Below are 18,249 nucleotides of genomic sequence, written 5' to 3'. Positions count from 1 at the left end.
ATGCTGTTCGATCTGTTTGTACTTGCTCTCTATCCTTAGCGTTTAGCCAACAGCCATTCGCCTAATTCTGCAAAACTTACTTCTTGCTGATCACCAGTCGCTAGCTCTTTGACCATGACCACGCCTTTTTCCAATTCTGATTCACCAATGATCGCGGCAAACTTCGCTTCTACACGATCAGCAGCTTTTAATTGACCTTTCATTTTACGGCCCAAGTAATCCATCTCCGCTTTGACACCTTTGTTGCGCAGGTCATCTAGCAATTGGAATGCTTTTGTTTTCGCTGTTTCGGATTGCATAACAATATAGGCATCTAGTCCTGTTTCGATTGGCAATTGTATATTTTGCGTTTCTAATGCCATTAACAAGCGTTCAATACTCATCGCAAAACCAATGCCCGGCATATCCTCGCCACCAATTTCTGCAACCAGACCATTATAACGACCACCGCCGCACAATGTTTCAACCGCACCGATCTCTGCCATTTTAATTTCAAAAGCAGTCTGCGTGTAGTAATCCAGACCACGCACCATACGCGGATTAATGTGGAACGGAATGTTAATCGCTGTAAGGTAAGCTTGCACCTCCTCAAAATGCTGTTTGGATTCATCGCTAAGATAATCTAACAAGGAAGGGGCATCTTTCGTAAGGGTTTGACATTTTTTATTTTTGCAATCCAGAACGCGCAAGGGATTGCGATCAATCCGAGATTGACAATCCTCGCAAAGCTCATCGCGTACACTATTTAACACGTCAAGTAATGCCCCGCGGTGACGAGCACGATCTTCCAGAGTCCCTACGCTGTTTATCTCTACGGACAAACCCGTAAGTCCTAATTCTTGATAGATGCGCATCGCTACAGCAATTACTTCAGCATCAATTGCTGGATCAGCTGAACCGATTGCTTCAACACCGAACTGAACAAACTGGCGGAAACGACCAGCCTGTGGACGTTCATGACGGAACATTGGTCCTAAATAGTACAGCTTAGTAGGTTGATTAGGTACACCATACAGCTTTTTCTCCACGTAAGAACGTACCACTCCTGCCGTTCCTTCCGGGCGTAAGGTGAAATCTCCTTCTCCACGGGATTCAACGCTGTACATCTCTTTTTCAACTACATCCGTAGTCTCACCTACGCCTCGTCTGAACAATTCTGTCTGCTCAAAAATTGGCGTGCGGATTTCTTGGTAGTTGTAGCGTGTGCAAAGGTCGCGCATCTTCCCTTCGATGTGCTGCCAAAGCTCCACCGTACCCGGCATAATGTCTTGTGTACCACGTGGAATTTGGATTTTCGCCATGTGAGTCTCTCCTTTTTTTGTTTTTTGACCTGCTATATAAAAAGAATCCGTACAGGGCAAGTCAGGAAAAATAATTGTTAGAAAACACAAAAAATCTCCCGTCCTTGACATGCCCAACTTACGTACATGTCAGGGACGAGAGATTATATTCTCCCGTGGTGCCACCCTGCTTGGATATATATGTAATCATATCCCACTTCATTATCATCGTAACGCCGATGCCGCGCCTTACAGTTACTAGCTAGCAACGCTACCTTTCACTGGGGTCTTCAGGGAGGTCATTCACCTAACGTAATAGAGAAGCACTTTCAGCCACGATGCTTCCTCTCTAGCTATCCGTCTAAAGGTTACTTGGTCCCGTCATCAGATCAAAATTATATTACAGATCATAGCAAAATCAAGAGTGAGCGTCAACTACGCGATCACCTAAAATTTTATCTGAGTAAAGCGTATCTAAATCTCGCAGTTTTTTCTCGATCAACTGCTGATACGTATCATTATACGTTTTAGGATCTTTCGGATTTGGCCAACGTGACAAAACACCGCTACCAGGTCTCATCAACTTAGAGACAGCTCCACAGCCTAAGCCAAGTACAGTCTGCACCTCTTCCATCATTACGATGTTATAGATAGAGTCCTGATCCCGTAGCGCATAGCCCACATTTTCGAGATTACCCAAGATGTTTTTTTGTCGGTAGAGATAATAAGGCAAATATCCTTGCTCTTTCGCCCATTCTTCCGTCTCTTGCATCATGTTTAAAATCTCTTCACGACTGGCTACCTGATATTTATCTTTATTTTGCGTCATTTCCGATGCACGCTTAAACGAGAGCGTATGAACCGTTAGAGAAGTAGGCATGAGCTTTTCTACTTCCTGAAGAGAATGCTTCATTTCTTGCATCCCCTCATTTGGCAATCCGATAATCAAGTCCATATTAATGTTCGTTAAACCCATCTCCATGGCCAAGTTATATTTATCCACTGTTTCCTCAACAGTATGATGTCTACCAATCGCTTGCAACGTTTCTTGCGTAAACGACTGTGGATTGATGCTGATGCGGTCAACCTTCCACTTTTTCATTACCTCGATTTTATCAGGGGTGATGGTATCTGGTCGTCCAGCTTCTACCGTTAGTTCACGCACTTGGTCCATATGAGGAAAATGTTTATAAAGTGTAACAAAAAGCGCATCTAATTCGTCAGCAGTAATACTGGTAGGTGTACCTCCGCCAAAGTAAATGGAGGTGATTACTAGATCTTGGCGGGTCAACCAGTCACCTATTGACCGAATCTCTTCATGCAATCCTGCCAAAAATGGATTTACATTTTGGCGATGTACACCAATTGCATATGCTGGAAACGTACAGTACGCACATTTTGTTGGGCAGAATGGAATTCCAATGTAGATAGAGACTTCCCGATCAATTTGATATAAATCAGGAACAACATGTAATTGACGATCAACTATCTCTTGTAGGAGCTGTAGCTTGTGAGGGCGAACCATGTAGTCTTCTCTTAATTGACGGTGAGCTTCCTCACGACTCAAACCAGATTGAAGCATCTTGTGCAACAATTTGGTAGGTCGAATACCCGTCAAAATGCCCCATCCCTGTTCCATTCCAGTATGGCGCTCCAGCAAGGTTAATAGCGTGTAGCTAATTGCTTGCTTCGCCGTTTTGCGCATACCCTTTTCGGAACGGTCCTGATAGGGACGATCATACTCAAACGTATGGTGCTGATCAGCAAACAAAAGACGTCCTGTAGCATGGACTCCATCGGTTTGTGACTCACAACAAAGTTCTATCTTGATATCACGATGGGAGGAATTCTCCCAGTCTAGTACATAATGAATCGCGGGAACTTCATAGAACAGTGCGGCAATAAAGCCGATTTCACGTTCGAACTGATGACCCACGCATATAATTTGCAACATGTTCTTCACCTGCTTCTTTCGCAATCCTTCTCATCTTACCTTACCAACATAAGGTGGTCAATTTCAGAGAGGGAACCAACTGTTCTTATCCAAAGCATACATTTTTAAATGGGTATTACATCGCATAAGAACAAGCTGGTACGATACGTAAGAAAAGAGAAGACATGAGATTCACTACTGAATAGGTTGTTCGACTACATCTAGCTTGCTCTACTTGAACTAGCTTGACGTACTCTCGTTCGGCAACTTCCGTCACGCTCTACTGTTTAGAACGCCGGCGTAACTCTTGTACCTCGCGGATACTGATATGAAACTCATGCGACATTTCCACATCGTTTAAAATGGCTTCTTTTTGCAAGAAATCATGAAAATCAACGGAAAACATGCGACGATTTAATTCTTGGGCAAAACGTTCTTTATTGGATTGGCGCATGCTCGATCCCTCCTTACACTATTGTTTCCGGATGGGAAGATTTGCATGCATCTCGAAAAAAATGTCGGAAGTTGCAGGAAAATGTAGGGTCTATGAAGAAGAGTATGGTTTTACGGAAAATCAACCTTCCGCTAGGCGGAATAAATAACAAACAGAAAGGATGGGACAAACGTGTTTTCTCGCAAGAAAATGATCATCGGGCTTGCAACATGCCTCACAAGCTTGGTTGCGCCCCTTCAGATGGCCTGGGCAGCGAACCAGGTGCAGGTAACAGCCGATATTTTAAACATTCGCTCTGGTCCAGGAACCAACTATCAACTTGTAAGTTCCGTACCTAAGTCAACAAAACTAACCGTTCTATCAAAAAAAGATAAATGGATACAGGTAAAACTTCCTAATGGCAAACAAGGCTGGGGATTAAATACATACCTTCAGGAGATTAAAGCACCTCCTCAGCCACCAAAGGTTATTTATTTAAAAAGCACAGTTGATATGCTAAACGTACGGACAGAACCCAAACCAGACGCTCAAATCGTTCAGATAATGGACAAGACCAAAAGCTACAAAATGATTAAAAAAGAAGGCGTATGGGCACAAATTCAATTGTCTGACAAAACTACAGGCTGGGTTAACGCTAATTTTGTACAACATGCTACACCACCCACTACGTCAGCACCGCTACCAGGGGCACCATCACCAACAAATCCTACAGCGGATCAGAACAATCAGCCCACACCCGCTGATGTGTTGCCACCTGTGGAACCTACTGTGCAACCTCCGTCTAACAGTAGCATTAAAATTTCCGCCGTTACCAATGTGTATGCAGAGCCCAATGTCGCAGCTGTGATTATCGGGCAGTTAAGCGCAGGCGATCAAGTGAGTAAATATTCGGAGTCAAATGGATGGGATCAAATTTTGTATAATGGCACAACAGCTTGGATCTCAAAACCAGGAGCTCCTCCGTCTGATCAGACAACACTGCCTCCGACACAACCAAATCCTGCTTCATCAAGCACTACGGTGAAGGTAACTGGAAATAATGTAAACATACGGAGTCAAGCGAACACCACAAGCCAGGTCATCACCCAAGTGAATAATGGAAATGTACTACCTGTATTATCCCAAAGCAACGACTGGTTTCAAGTAAAAACACCGGATGGTAAAACAGGCTGGATAGCTAGCTGGTTGGTTACCAAATCAACAGTTACCCCTCCTACGCTTGGAGTAGTTGACCCAAATGAACATAAGAATCAAAATAACCTTCAGCCCTCAGTACCTAGTAATAACACAGAAATGAAAATCAAAGTATTAAATGAAAGTACAAACGTTCGTTCTGGTCCAGGCACCGAATACGAGCCAGTAGGTACTGTACAACCAGGTGAAAGCTATTCCGTTATAAAAACAGAAGGTGAATGGTATCAAATTCGCCTGAAAGATAACACAACGGCCTATATTGCAAGCTGGGTTGTACAAAAAGAATCAACAGATCTAAACAACCTACCTGCCTTAAGTGGAAATGAAGCGAGAGGTAAATTAATTGTAATTGATCCTGGACACGGTGGGACAGATAGTGGTGCCGTGGGTACCAGTTACAAGACATTTGAAAAAGAGATTAACCTTCAGGTAGCTCTGAAGCTGAAACAACGTCTGGAGGCGTCTGGAGCCCGCGTCATCATGACTCGTGCTGATGATACTACTCTTACATTGGAACAACGTGTTCAAGTGGCTGTGCAAAACAATGCAGACATGTTTGTCAGTGTCCATCACAATACGCATCCAAACGCAGCAACAAATGGTACCATCATGTTCTACTACCATAAAGGCAAATCAATGGAATTAGCCGAACTGACGCAAAGAGAGATTGTTGCTACCACTCAATATAAGGATTTAACGTCCAGATTTGGTGATTTCCATGTCATTCGTGAAAATCCAAAGCCAGCGATTCTTGCTGAAATCGGCTTTATGACCAACCCACAAGAAGAAGCTAACCTGCGAGACGAGCAACATCAACACAATGCGGCAGAAGGTTTATTCCGAGGCATATTGCGTTACTTCCAGGTTTATCCGAACTAGAGGTTACTACAAAAAAGCAGCTGGTCCACAATGGACTAGCTGCTTTTTTATTACGTTTAGTTAGTTTGAGTTCTCGAAGACCTTTGTTTCACCTACCATTAGCTTTCAACAATCAACGTTACAGGTCCATGGTTATATATCTGCACATCCATCATTGCCCCAAAACGCCCCGTCTCTACATGTAACCCTTTACTCCGCAATACCTCATTAAATTGATCATACAAAGGCTCAGCAACCTCTGGACGAGCAGCCGACATAAAGTTAGGACGTCGACCTTTACGGCAATCTCCGTATAGGGTAAATTGGGAAATAGATAAAATTTGACCACCTGTATCTTTCACAGAGTAATTCATTTTTCCTTCCTCGTCTTCAAAAATCCGCAAATTTGCTACTTTGTCTGCTACAAATTCTACATCTTTCATCGTATCCTCATGCGTAATACCGACTAATAAAACCAACCCACGCTCAATCTGTCCTACCACATCTCCGTTCACAGAAACGCTTGATGCTTTTGCCTTTTGTACAACGACTCGCACTTCTTACCACTCCTGTTCCATCTCTATTAGATTTTATGAATTAGCCGAGAACACTCGTGATTTTAATCATGAGGTGAATCGGCTTCGGACAAAGCGTGTCTTCTGACACGTTACTTGTCCGACTACTTCTTTGAATAACTAACAAGAACAGGTATACTAATCTTGTATAGATTGCTCATTGAAAACTGAATGTATGGGGTTGCCATAAGGAATGCTTTGTGGCGTAAAACATTCAAGCACCTTCGTCCTCTCTGACCGAAAAGCGAAAACCAAGCAGTAGGTCAGAGAGAAGAGTCCAACGTACACTTTTTTTCAATAACCGTAGGGACTACGGGGATAGCCTGCTAATTCTCACTTCGTTGGATGTGATAGCGCAGGAATCTCGTGGCTTTAGCCATGAGAGGTTCAAGTCAAGTTTCATGGTTATCAAAGAAAAGACAGTGTTCCCAAGGAATCACTGTCTGACACATAAAAATGTTAGGTGTTCAAAATCCGGCGAACAGAATAAATGTCTTTAATGCGTTTGATTCGTTCTACCACGCGATGTAGATGATCAATGTTGTTAATACAGATCGTCATGTTAATAGTAGCAACGCGATTGCGATCTGCTTTGCCACTAACGGCTGCAATATTGGTTTTCGTCTCCCCCACTACATGTAACACATCATTTAACAAGCCTGTGCGATCATGGCCGGTAATTTCGATGTCTACATTGTAGTTTTGTTTCTGGTCGCCTTCCCATTGTACAGGAATGAGTCGATCATTCTCTTCTAGAGTCACATTCGGACAATCCTTACGATGAATGGAGACTCCCCGTCCTCTTGTGATGAAACCAATAATGTCATCCCCTGGAACCGGCGAACAACATCGGGAAATACGAGTCAACAAATTGTCCACGCCTTCTACGCGGATGCCTGTATCACTTCTCGTTTGTTTCTGAGCGGGTGCATGTGATTTAAATTCCTGAATGGCTTGCTGTTGCTGCTCTTCCCGATCTCTACGTATTTTTTCTGTCAGTCGATTCGCTACTTGTGCAGAGGTGAGCCCGCCATATCCGACTGCTGAGTACATATCCTCGTCAGATTGGAAGTTAAATTTAGTTGCTGCTTCTTTTACATTCTCCGTGGTCATGGTCTCTTTTAAATCAAAGCCACGCGCTTTAACCTCAGCTTCGATCATAGATAGCCCTTTAGCCACGTTTTCTTCCCGCTTTTCTTTCTTAAACCACTGCTTGATCTTATTGCGAGCATGAGCAGACTTAGCTATTTTGAGCCAATCTTGACTTGGACCATACGAATGTTTGGAAGTCAAAATTTCCATAATGTCACCTGTACGCAACGCAAAATCAAGCGGAACGATTTTTCCGTTCACTTTCGCTCCGATTGTCCGATTGCCGACAGCTGAATGGATGCGATAAGCAAAATCCAAAGGAACCGAACCTTTTGGAAGCTCCACCACGTCACCTTTTGGTGTAAAGATAAATACCGTATCGGAAAACAAATCCTGCTTGAGTGATTCCATAAATTCCTGAGCATTCGGTGTCTCTTCTTGTCCACCTTGAATGATCTCTCGGAGATTACCAATCTTCTCTTCAAAAGAACCTTGGACTTCCCCTTTGCCCTCTTTATAAGCCCAGTGAGCAGCGATACCAATCTCCGCTGTTCGATGCATCTCCCATGTCCGAATTTGCACTTCCAACGGTTCACCTTTAGGACCGATTACTGTTGTATGCAAGGATTGATACATGTTAGCTTTTGGCATAGCAATATAATCTTTGAATCGCCCTGGCATCGGTTTCCACAAAGTGTGTACAATTCCGAGCACAGCGTAGCAATCACGAATATCATTTACAATGATGCGTAGCGCTAGCAAGTCATAGATTTCGTTAAACTGCTTATTCTGCGACACCATCTTTTTATAGATGCTATAGATATGCTTAGGTCTGCCAGCAATCTCCGCTTCAATATGCAACTCATCTAATTTATCAGTAATCATTGCCTTCGCTTCCGTAATGTACTCCTCGCGCTCTGTCCGTTTCTTCTGCATGAGGTTTACAATCCGATAATATTGCTGTGGATTCAAATAGCGCAAAGCAGTATCCTCTAGCTCCCACTTTACAAAGGCAATCCCTAGGCGATGAGCCAGCGGTGCAAAGATTTCCAACGTTTCATCCGAAATTTCACGTTGCTTTTCTTCGGACATATGACGTAACGTACGCATATTATGCAAACGGTCCGCCAATTTAATTAAAATGACCCGAATATCTTGTGCCATGGCCACAAGCATTTTGCGATGATTCTCCGCTAACTGCTCTTCTTTGGATTTGTATTTAATTTTTTCCAGCTTTGTGACTCCGTCTACCAGATGAGCTACCTCTGAACCAAAATCTTTACGCAAGTCGTCCAGTGTAAATTCGGTATCTTCCACAACATCATGGAGGAAACCGGCAGCGACGGTAACAGCATCCATGTGCATATCCGTCAAAATGCCTGCCACTGCGATCGGATGCATAATATAAGGCACCCCGGATTTACGCACTTGGCCTTCGTGAGCTTTGCGCGCTAAATCATAGGCACGCTCCAGCATAGTAACGTCCTCGTCTGACATATAGCTATTCGCTTTGCTTAAAATTTCCTCGATGCCCGTTGTCATATTTCCCTTCCTTAATCTTCACTCTGAAGATGAAAACCGTCTATCTTTCCCTTAAACGTATTACCTTTTATTATCTGGTATGAAGGGGAGAATGTAAAGGTAATAATCTTCCATTCTCTACTTAAAACACACAAAATAGACACTTTTTCCTCGAGTCCCTTAGGCAAAACCACAAAAAACCTCTGCAAGCGAAAAGCTCACAGAGGTTTTTATCCAATATACTAGTATGTGATAAGAGAAGAAACAGGGATGTCACCTAGTTTTTGACGACCATCTAGATAGCTCAATTCAATTAAGAATACGGCACCTACTACGATTCCGCCCAATTGTTCAACAAGGTTGATAGACGTTTCGATTGTACCACCTGTCGCTAGTAGGTCATCAGCAATCAGTACACGGTCACCTGGCTTGATTGCATCTTCATGCATCGCCAAAGCATCACTGCCGTACTCTAGGCTATAGTCAGCTTGAATTGCTTTGTAAGGTAATTTGTTAGCCTTGCGAATCGGAATAAATCCAACGTTCATCGCATAAGACAACGGTGCTCCTACAACAAAACCACGTGCTTCCGGTCCTGCAATTACATCCACATTTAGGGTATCAGCAAATACTTTTAGTTCATTGATTGCCGCTTTGTATACAGGACCATCTTTTAACAGGGTAGTAATATCTTTAAAACGAATCCCTGGTTGTGGGTAATCTGGAATCACGCGAATATAATCTTTAAAGTTCATTAAGGAATGCCTCCTACAAAAGAATAAAAACAATTTAAGTTGGGTGCTCTTCTTCTAAGGCTGATGAAGCAACTCCAAATATTTTCCAAGTCCCTCATGATTAGAAAGGAGCAGTTCAGCGTGTAGCTCAGCTTCCCCTCGCCATTCTAGGTATCGCGAAGAAGTATCCAAGGCAGCTTTGGCCGGTTCTGGATGCAATAGATATGCTTGATCGCTATCTTCAATAAAACAGAGCTCTATAAAAATAGTAAGCATCCGCTCTACAATCGAACGCTTTAACTTGATTTTTTTAGCTAATGCATCAAGATGAGCCTTGTTGATTTTACCATATTGTCGAAAGATTTGATACAGCCCTTTAAAATCTTCTCGACTCGGCACATGTAACAATTCAAAAGCCTCGTCTGCATCTCCAAACAAGCAGTATAAAGAATCCATCTCATCCAACGTAGATATGGCTTGCCCCAATGCTGTTTTGGAGGAAGGAAGGTCATATAGAACGAAAGAACGACATCCTTCTTTCCAGTCACCTTGTATAACTCCTGCATTCGTTACATAAACGAGTGAGCTTTGTGACAGCTGCTGACTCGTAAGCAAGGAATGCAATCGTTGATAATTAGCTTCTTGGAATGTAATCGTAATAAGCTCTTCCGTAGCTATCTTATTCATCCACTTCTTCTCTTTCTCACGTGTGCCCCGCCAGTCAAAAATCTGCTTATGCTTCACCGCTACATCGCGTAGCAAGAATTGAGGCTTTCGTAGTCCATTCCATTCATTAATCTGCAATTCACCAAGTACCGATAGCTTTGCTGTTGGAGCCACACGTTCCATAATTGGAGCAAAGCCAAAACCGATGGCATCTAGCTGCTTTTTCTCATGAGACAAGACACATTTAAGATGTGTTTCATCCTTCCCGATTTTACGCATACCCTGATGTCCAACTTCCTCACAGACAAGCATTGGAGTAGGGTTACCCATACCGAATGGAGCTAGTGCTTCCAGTTCGATGGCAAGATCCAGATTGATCTCATCAAAGGCCACTTCAAGATCTACTCTTGTTTTTGGAATGAAGTCTTCTGGTTGTAACCATTCTTGTGATATTCGGTGCAACGCTTTGCGAAGCGAATCCAAATTTTCTACAGGCAATGTCATACCTGCGGCCATTGTGTGACCACCAAAGTGTGGCAGAAGGTCCTTGCACGCTGTCAATGCCCCATACATGTCAAAACCGGCAATGCTTCGCGCCGAGCCTTTAGCTGTACCTTTCTCAGAATCGATACCAAGCACGATGGCAGGTCGATAAAATCTCTCCACTAAACGTGAAGCAACAATACCAACAACCCCAACGTTCCAGCCTTCTTTGGCAACGACCAGCACCCCATTCTGATCTGCAGGATATAACTGTTCTACCATTTCAATCGCTTCTTCCGCCATAGCTTGAACAAGCTCTTGGCGCTCGCGATTCAACTCATCAAGCACTTCTGCTTGTTCCTTCGCTTCTTGTACATCCTCTGATACGAGCAATTTAACCGCTGCTTCCGCTGTTTCTAAACGGCCGCCTGCATTAATCCGTGGACCAATGGCAAAGCCGACATGTCCTGCTGTAATCTCTTTCTCCTGAAGGCCGCACACATCAAGTAAAGCTTGGATGCCTACATTGTGTGTCCGATTTAATCGTTGTAACCCTAAGCTAGCTAACACCCTATTTTCATCCACTAGTGGGACAAGGTCAGCAATCGTTCCAATTGCTGCCAAATCAATTAAATCCATCGGAGGTTCTTTTAACAGAGCATGTGCAAGCTTAAAGGCAACTCCGACACCTGCCAGCATATCAAACGGATAGGAACAACCCGGTTTTTTAGGGTTCATGACCGTAAACGCATCAGGTAAAATCTCAGGCGGTTCATGGTGATCCGTCACGATGATATCAAGCCCCAACTGATTTCCATGCGCTACTTGCTCTACCGCACTTATGCCGGTATCCACAGTAACGACAAGTCGAAAACCGCTGTCATAAATGTATGACAACGCTGTTTGGTTTAACCCATATCCTTCTTTAAAACGATTCGGTATATAGTAATCAAAAGTGGCTCCCAATTTTCGTAACAAATGCACCATCAAAGCAGTGGAGCTAACTCCATCCGCATCATAGTCTCCATAAATGCAAATCGGTTCCTGGCGCTCAATCGCCTGTTGGATTCGATGCACGCTTTTGTCCATGCCATCCAATAAAAATGGATCGTGCAATTGTTCTGGACTCACATGCAAAAAGTCACGCGCCTTTTGTGACGTATCCATCCCTCTTAGAACGAGCAATCGTGCCAGCAAAGGCGATATCCCACACGCTTGGGCAATCTCCGCACTTCTTGCTTCGTCACATGGGGTGAGTTGCCATCGCGATTTCGCTTGTAGCATGAGGCAGCCCTCCAATCCTCATCCATTATATAAAGAAATAGAGGGCATGCCAAGCTTTCTTATAAACCAAAAAAGCGTATGTTTTTTGAAAATCATTCTAAATATGATATTTGGTTGTAAAAAACATGGATTAATCCACATTAAACCCGCGTCTTAGGAGGTTTTTCGTCACTTGACTTTCCCATTTCATCGTATGGGTTTATATGGACAAACACATTTCGAATATCCTGATGTTTCTCCATTAAGCTCCGTTTTACGTTTTTTCCGATCCGATGACCTTCCTCAACGGTTATATATGGGTCAACTGAAACCTTAATATCAACGATTTGGTAGTGACCAGTTTCTCTTGCCCACAATGCATCAATTCGCAATACTCCCTCTACATTCAAAACCGTTTCACGTAGCGGCAAAGTATCCTCTTCATGCAATACATGATCCAACGTTGAATGAATCGATTCTTTTAAAATATGGTAGGCTGTTTGTAGTACAAGGAAGGAGACAAAAATCCCAGCAATCGGATCAAGATACACGGTCCAATTAATCCCCATTTTTTCACCCAAGATAGCTCCGCCAACACCAATTAACGCAGCAAAAGAAGAATATACATCAGAGCGATGCTCCCAAGCATTTGCAATTAATGACTGACTGTTCAACTTTTTGCCTAAATTGTATTTATATCGAAACATCCATTCTTTTATAATCATCGAGCCCAATGCCGCCCATACTGCCAACATGCCTGGAGGCTCAAGTGGCTCAAAAAGCGATTTATACGAGGAATAAGCAATTTCAAAACCCACAATAGCAAGCAAAATAGATACTATGATAGCTGAAATCGACTCTGCTTTTCCGTGCCCGTAAGGATGATCGCTATCTGGGGGCGCTTCTGCTGCACGCAGCCCGATTAAGACAGCAACTGACCCTATTACATCCGATGCAGAATGAACAGCATCAGCTACCATCGCTCTCGAATCAGCAACGACCCCCACCATTAATTTGGCAAGCGCGAGCAACAGATTGCCAACAATACCTATCCAGGCGGCAAACTGAGCTTTCGCTAAACGATTTTCCATTTGGTTTCCTCCCCTAGTATATGGAACTTGAGAATGAAAAAAACCGCAGGGGACGTCCCCCACGGTTTATTCTATCCAATTTAGCTTTCATTAGGAGTAGCTTTTAAACCTTTTTTCTTCATTTCACGTTCTTTCATGGATACCCATATCTGTGCGGCAATAAAGATTGACGAGTACGTACCACTGATCAGACCGAAAATGAGAGCCAAGGAGAAGTTACGAATGCCTTCGCTACCAAAGATAGCAATAGCAGCAGCCGTAATGAACACGGTCAAAACGGTAAAGATAGAGCGACGCATACTTTGCCACAAGCTCACGTTTACCATGTGCTCTAGGTCCTCAATGGTTTTCGTTTTCATTGTACGCATATTCTCACGGATACGGTCAAAGATAACAATCGTATCATTAATAGAATAACCTACGATCGTTAAAATCGCTGCAATAAATGTTAAGTCAACTTCTAGACGGAACAAGGAGAACAGGGCAATCGGGATAAAAGCATCATGTAAAATGGAGATAACGCAAGCAATCCCGAATAAGAATTGGAATCGAATGGCAATATATACAACGATCCCTGCAGAAGCAACCAAAAGAGCAATAATCGCTTTGTTCACCAATTCATTAGCAATCACGGGGTCAACAGTAGATTCCTGCTTGGTTACTTGATCACCATATTTTGCTTTTATAGCAGCCTCAATCTCTTTCAGCTTTTCTGGAGTGATGGTTTCCGTAAACGTTGTAGTTGCAAATTCTTTGTTATTTCCATACTTGGTTACATCTTTAAAGTGAACATCAGGAACTGCTTTTGTAATAATTTGTTGGACATCTGCTTCATTAAACTGTGTGTTAATGAATAGGTCTAAACGAGTACCGGCTGTAAAATCAACGCCTTTATTTAAGCCAAAAAACATCATTGAGGCCAAACCTAGAACTAGTAAGATACCTGAAAACCAATAAAACTTGTGTCGGTTTTTAACAATATCAAATTTAACAATATCTTTTTCTTTAGAGTTCACCGATTTCACTCTCCTTTACACCAAACCAGCGAGGCTTCTTAAACGCATTGGAACGAAGAAGCAACCATAGCAAAAAGCGAGAGCCAAACACGTTGGTAATCAAGCTTACAATAAGAGTCATTGCTAGGATAATCGCGAAACCTTGAATGGAGCTTGTCCCAAAGTAGAACAGAACGACACACGCAATCAAAGTAGTAACGTGTGAATCAATGATCGTAATCAAGGAGCGACGTTCACCCGCACGGAAAGAAGACAGAATCGTTTTACCTGTTTTAATTTCCTCTTGAATACGTTCATAGGTAATAATGTTAGCATCTACCGCCATCCCTACGGCCAAAATAAAGCCTGCAATACCTGGCAGAGTCAGCGTAGCATGCATCCATTGTAACACCACTAAACAAACGTAAATAAATGCAGTTAATGTGATATTTGCAACCATACCTGGAACACGGTATACCAGTAGCATAAAGAGAAAAATTAGTGCTCCACCGATGTAGCCTGCGTTAATGGTTTTTTTCAGAGCCATATCACCTAGGCTTGCTCCAACAGCGGTTACTTGCTTTTCAATTAATTTAGCAGGCAGTGAACCGGCATTTAACGTTTCTGCTAATTCACGAGCTTCTTCTTTTGTGTATTTACCAGTTATTCGCGCACTACCATTTGTAATAACAGAGTTTATCGTAGGATTTGTTAACATGTTTTCATCCAAGAAGATAGCAACTTGTTTCCCTAAATTATTACGTGTTACTTCTGCAAATTTTTCCGCACTCGCAAATTTTAGAGTAACCTCTGGTTCATTTAACTCACCGTAACCAATAGCTGCTCCACCGGGTGCTAGGTCTGTACCGCGCAGTACCGTTTCACCTGTCATATCACGGAACGTCAATACAGCTGGTTTCCCGATCAAGGCACGTAGCTTCTCAGGATCGGTAACCCCCGCCAATTTTACGCGTACGCGGTTAGGTTTTTCAATCGTTACTTCTGGTTCAGAAACCCCACCGATATTTACACGTTTCTCAATCATCTGAGCTGTTGCGGTTAATAATTCAGTGTTTGTTTTCTGTTTTGAATCAAGCGGTTCTACTTCATACAAAATTTCAAATCCGCCTCTTAAGTCAAGACCAAGCACGATATTGCCCGCTACTTTTGTGGTAGTAGTGGCCATGAGCGTACCTAAGAGTCCGATCACCAGTAGGAAGAGAACAAATCTACTCCACTTTATCATCTAACATAATGCCCCTTTCCCAATGGATACCAAGCGTTCATACGCAAATATCCCAATTCAAAGAATCAATATGCCCATTATAGACTTGTAGAAAAATGCATGTCAAATTACCCCGTTATTTTTATACATATTAATCATCACATAGTTCATATATTTGCTAATTTTTAAAGAAAGAATATCGTTAACTAGACGGTGTAGAGTTGGTCGTTCCTCTCCTTTGTAGCCTGATATGACACAATCCCACACTTCTTCCGGAGTTATGTTATCGTAGCCAAGGATTAGAAATTCCTCTGCCTTACTTTTACATAAAAGTAACATTTCCTGATATTTCTCAACCTCGATAAAGCTCATCATATTCTCTTTATTTTCCATATTTCCACACCTCTTTACGTGAACTTGTTGTTTATGAATGTTTCTGCCCACACATAAAATCTAGTCATGCCCTAGGTGGCACGTCCATATGGTAATAGTGTAGTCATAAAAGCTTAAAGGTAAATGCTAAAGAGAAGGGGCTATCCCTATGAAAAAATCCTTTTTTTACGGAACCATGGTTCTCATCGCAGCAGGAGCAGTGACCAAGGTTCTTGGTTTCGCCCATCGCATCATTCTCTCCCGCTTTATAGGTGCAGAAGGTATGGGTTTGTATCAAATGATCGTCCCACTTCTCTACTTTTTGATTACCATTACTACATTCGGTCTTCCTGTTGCCATCGCTAAACAGGTCGCAGAAGCGGAAGCGGCCAAAGATAGCCAGCAGTCCAAACGTTTTTTATATTTGGCTCTGACCATCACAGCTGGGCTTAGTACGCTTGTCTCTCTTTTGTTAGTAGCTGGTGCTCGTTTCTTTACAGAACTGTTTTTTACGGATCCACGAACACACATTTTATTACTGACAGCTTTACCCATCTTACCAGTTGCTAGTATCTCGGCTGTCTTACGTGGTTATTTCCAGGGAAAACAAAACATGGTGCCCACTGCGTTGTCTCAGCTGATTGAGCAACTGGTCCGCATCCTAATTGTGATTGGCATGACCATGACACTTGCCCCTTACGGAATTCTTTACGCTACGGTTGGCGCAGTTGGTAGTATCTTATTGGGTGAGCTAGCTGGACTTTGGTACATGTTATGGAATTATAAAAAGAACAGTCGTGAACTGGGAGCAATGATAAAGAAGCCTGGATCCCGTAGAGCATTGTTTCAAAAAAGCTCTCCGGTTATCAAACAACTATTGCATGTATCCCTACCAGTCACCCTGAGCCGCGTAGTAGGTTCTATCGCTTATGTGATGGAGCCAATGCTTGTTCCCTATGCTCTCGTACTAGCAGGGTATAAGACCATCCAGGCGACCTCTCTATACGGTCAATTCTCTGGAATGGCTGTTCCGCTGTTACTTTTCCCTACTTTTCTTACCTATTCGTTATCTATTTCCTTGGTTCCTGCTGTAGCAGAAGCTGCATTTGACAAGAACAGTAAGATGGTTCATCGTCGTATCTATCAAGCGATGCGTATAACCCTAGTCATTGGTGCCCCCTGCGCTGTTTTGTTATATGTATTTGCAGAACCTCTCTGTCAGCTCTTATACAAGCAATCTGAAGTGGGATTATTATTAAAGCAATTAGCACCTTTTTCTGTGTTTTTATTTTTTCAAGCCCCGTTAGCCGCCGCATTACAGGGATTAGATCAGGCACATGTCGTGTTCCGCAACACCCTGATTGGAACAATCGTCAAAATCGCCTCAATGTTCCTGCTTACATCTCGTCCTGAGTTTGGAATTAATGGAGCCATTATTGCCCTTAATCTAAACATTACATTAGTAACAATGCTCCATTTTGCTAGCCTCGTCAAAGGTATTGGTTTTACCATCCAAGTTGCCGAGTTTTTCAAAATAGGATTAGCTATGTTAGCCATCGGATATTGTAGTACCTATATGTCTGAGCATTGGTTCAAAGATACTAGTTTACTACAAATGCTAGCGATATGTTCTTCTGCCTCTATGCTCCTCTATACAATATTACTCGTCACCATGAGGGTACTTGGCAAACAAGATGTAGCACGCATCCCATGGATTGGTCAACCATTAAGTACGTTTTTCCCCCGCCGGTAATCATTTGCGGGGGTTCTGCTTTTTATTTATAAAAAACTTACCTTGCTCATCAATGCTACAAAACATAACTTCATTTGCATGCCGGATGCGTAGCTTTTTTAATTCTTGTTTGAGCCAAAGTATATTTTTTCCGATTTTATTTAACGCGTCAGTCTGCACTTCCCCATCCATAATCAGCGGAATTGGAAACCCTACCTTGACACCTGATGAGGATTTTTGGGGCTGTTTTACCTTTAATCCTAAATCTTCCAAGGTAACATTTGATTTTTCCGGCTTAGTAAATACACTTACCTTTCCTGTCGTTTCCAAGATAGCAAATTCCACATCTGCTAGATTTTTTATATTTTCCTGGCGTAAGTGAATCAGAAGATCATCCAGATTAAGACGATTTTTTCTCAATGCTTCTTCTCTTATCTCTCCATTTGCGATCAAAACATCTGCTTCTCCGTTGACGAATTGTCTTATTTTTTTACTCTTCATAAACAAATAAGCCATACCAATTTCCAACAACATAATAAGGATCATGGGCGAAAACATGTGCATAAGTGGCCTTTTAACCTGATCAATGGCAAGTACCGCCATTTCTGCCAACATGATAGAAATGACGACATCAAATAAAGACATTTGACCTAGTTCTCTTTTGCCCATCAGCCTCATGATGAGTAGGAGAAAAAAATAACTAAAGAGGGTACGCATAAGTATGGTTACTAGCTCCATGGTGTAAGACCTCCCACATGTTCATCTACCTGCTTTCTAGTAG

General features: G+C 42.6%; 13 protein-coding genes. 2 read left to right on the top strand and 11 right to left on the bottom strand.

Translation table 11 applies throughout. The features are described from left to right. Positions 1-35 precede the first annotated feature (35 nt). Together EEL30_12955 and EEL30_12950 are read right to left on the bottom strand one after the other, a co-directional pair. On the bottom strand, positions 36-1,301 hold the full coding sequence (locus EEL30_12955) for a histidine--tRNA ligase (protein ID QDX93135.1): 1,266 nt from the start codon (positions 1,299-1,301) through the stop codon (positions 36-38). Positions 1,302-1,698: 397 nt separating this feature from the next. Beyond that, positions 1,699-3,234 carry a coproporphyrinogen III oxidase gene (locus EEL30_12950; GenBank protein QDX93134.1) on the bottom strand — a complete coding sequence of 512 codons (1,536 nt, stop codon included), beginning with the start codon at positions 3,232-3,234 and terminating at the stop codon, positions 1,699-1,701. Positions 3,235-3,838: 604 nt separating this feature from the next. On the opposite strand from EEL30_12950, the gene EEL30_12945 reads away from it, so the two are divergent. Further along, complete coding sequence (locus EEL30_12945; GenBank protein ID QDX93133.1) at positions 3,839-5,740, top strand: N-acetylmuramoyl-L-alanine amidase; 1,902 nt, start codon at positions 3,839-3,841, stop codon at positions 5,738-5,740. A gap of 98 nt (positions 5,741-5,838) precedes the next feature. Here the strand turns inward: EEL30_12945 and EEL30_12940 are convergent, their stop codons facing one another. The 8 genes from EEL30_12940 to EEL30_12905 all read right to left on the bottom strand — a co-directional run bounded on the left by EEL30_12940 (position 5,839) and on the right by EEL30_12905 (position 15,757). Beyond that, on the bottom strand, positions 5,839-6,276 hold the full coding sequence (locus tag EEL30_12940) for a D-tyrosyl-tRNA(Tyr) deacylase (GenBank protein QDX93132.1): 438 nt from the start codon (positions 6,274-6,276) through the stop codon (positions 5,839-5,841). 477 nt (positions 6,277-6,753) lie between these two features. After that, entirely contained in the window at positions 6,754-8,928 is a 2,175-nt protein-coding gene (locus tag EEL30_12935; GenBank protein ID QDX93131.1) for a bifunctional (p)ppGpp synthetase/guanosine-3',5'-bis(diphosphate) 3'-pyrophosphohydrolase, read from the bottom strand. 221 nt (positions 8,929-9,149) lie between these two features. Next, on the bottom strand, positions 9,150-9,662 hold the full coding sequence (locus EEL30_12930; GenBank protein QDX93130.1) for an adenine phosphoribosyltransferase: 513 nt from the start codon (positions 9,660-9,662) through the stop codon (positions 9,150-9,152). 54 nt (positions 9,663-9,716) lie between these two features. After that, positions 9,717-12,074: a single-stranded-DNA-specific exonuclease RecJ gene (gene recJ, locus EEL30_12925; protein ID QDX93129.1), complete on the bottom strand. Its 2,358-nt coding sequence runs from the start codon at positions 12,072-12,074 to the stop codon at positions 9,717-9,719. A gap of 140 nt (positions 12,075-12,214) precedes the next feature. After that, positions 12,215-13,144 (bottom strand): cation transporter, encoded by a 930-nt coding sequence (locus EEL30_12920; GenBank protein QDX93128.1) that lies wholly within the window; start codon positions 13,142-13,144, stop codon positions 12,215-12,217. Positions 13,145-13,224: 80 nt separating this feature from the next. Continuing rightward, entirely contained in the window at positions 13,225-14,160 is a 936-nt protein-coding gene (gene secF / locus EEL30_12915) for a protein translocase subunit SecF (GenBank protein QDX93127.1), read from the bottom strand. After that, a complete protein-coding gene (gene secD, locus EEL30_12910) occupies positions 14,150-15,385 on the bottom strand; it encodes a protein translocase subunit SecD (protein ID QDX93126.1) in 1,236 nt (411 codons plus the stop codon). The genes secF and secD overlap by 11 nt, the downstream gene beginning before the upstream one ends. 102 nt (positions 15,386-15,487) lie before the next feature. Then, the gene (locus EEL30_12905) at positions 15,488-15,757 is read right to left on the bottom strand and encodes a hypothetical protein (protein ID QDX93125.1); all 270 of its coding nucleotides are present in this window, start codon (positions 15,755-15,757) and stop codon (positions 15,488-15,490) included. A gap of 148 nt (positions 15,758-15,905) precedes the next feature. On the opposite strand from EEL30_12905, the gene spoVB reads away from it, so the two are divergent. Further along, entirely contained in the window at positions 15,906-17,489 is a 1,584-nt protein-coding gene (spoVB, locus tag EEL30_12900) for a stage V sporulation protein B (GenBank protein QDX93124.1), read from the top strand. On the opposite strand, the gene EEL30_12895 is transcribed toward spoVB, so the two are convergent. Beyond that, a complete protein-coding gene (locus EEL30_12895; GenBank protein ID QDX93123.1) occupies positions 17,490-18,206 on the bottom strand; it encodes a DUF421 domain-containing protein in 717 nt (238 codons plus the stop codon). Positions 18,207-18,249 lie beyond the last annotated feature (43 nt).

The sequence above is a fragment of the Brevibacillus laterosporus genome (assembly GCA_007833815.1).
In the GTDB taxonomy this organism is placed as follows: Bacteria; Bacillota; Bacilli; order Brevibacillales; family Brevibacillaceae; genus Brevibacillus_B; species Brevibacillus_B laterosporus_D.
This window is presented reverse-complemented; position numbering and strand designations above follow the sequence as displayed.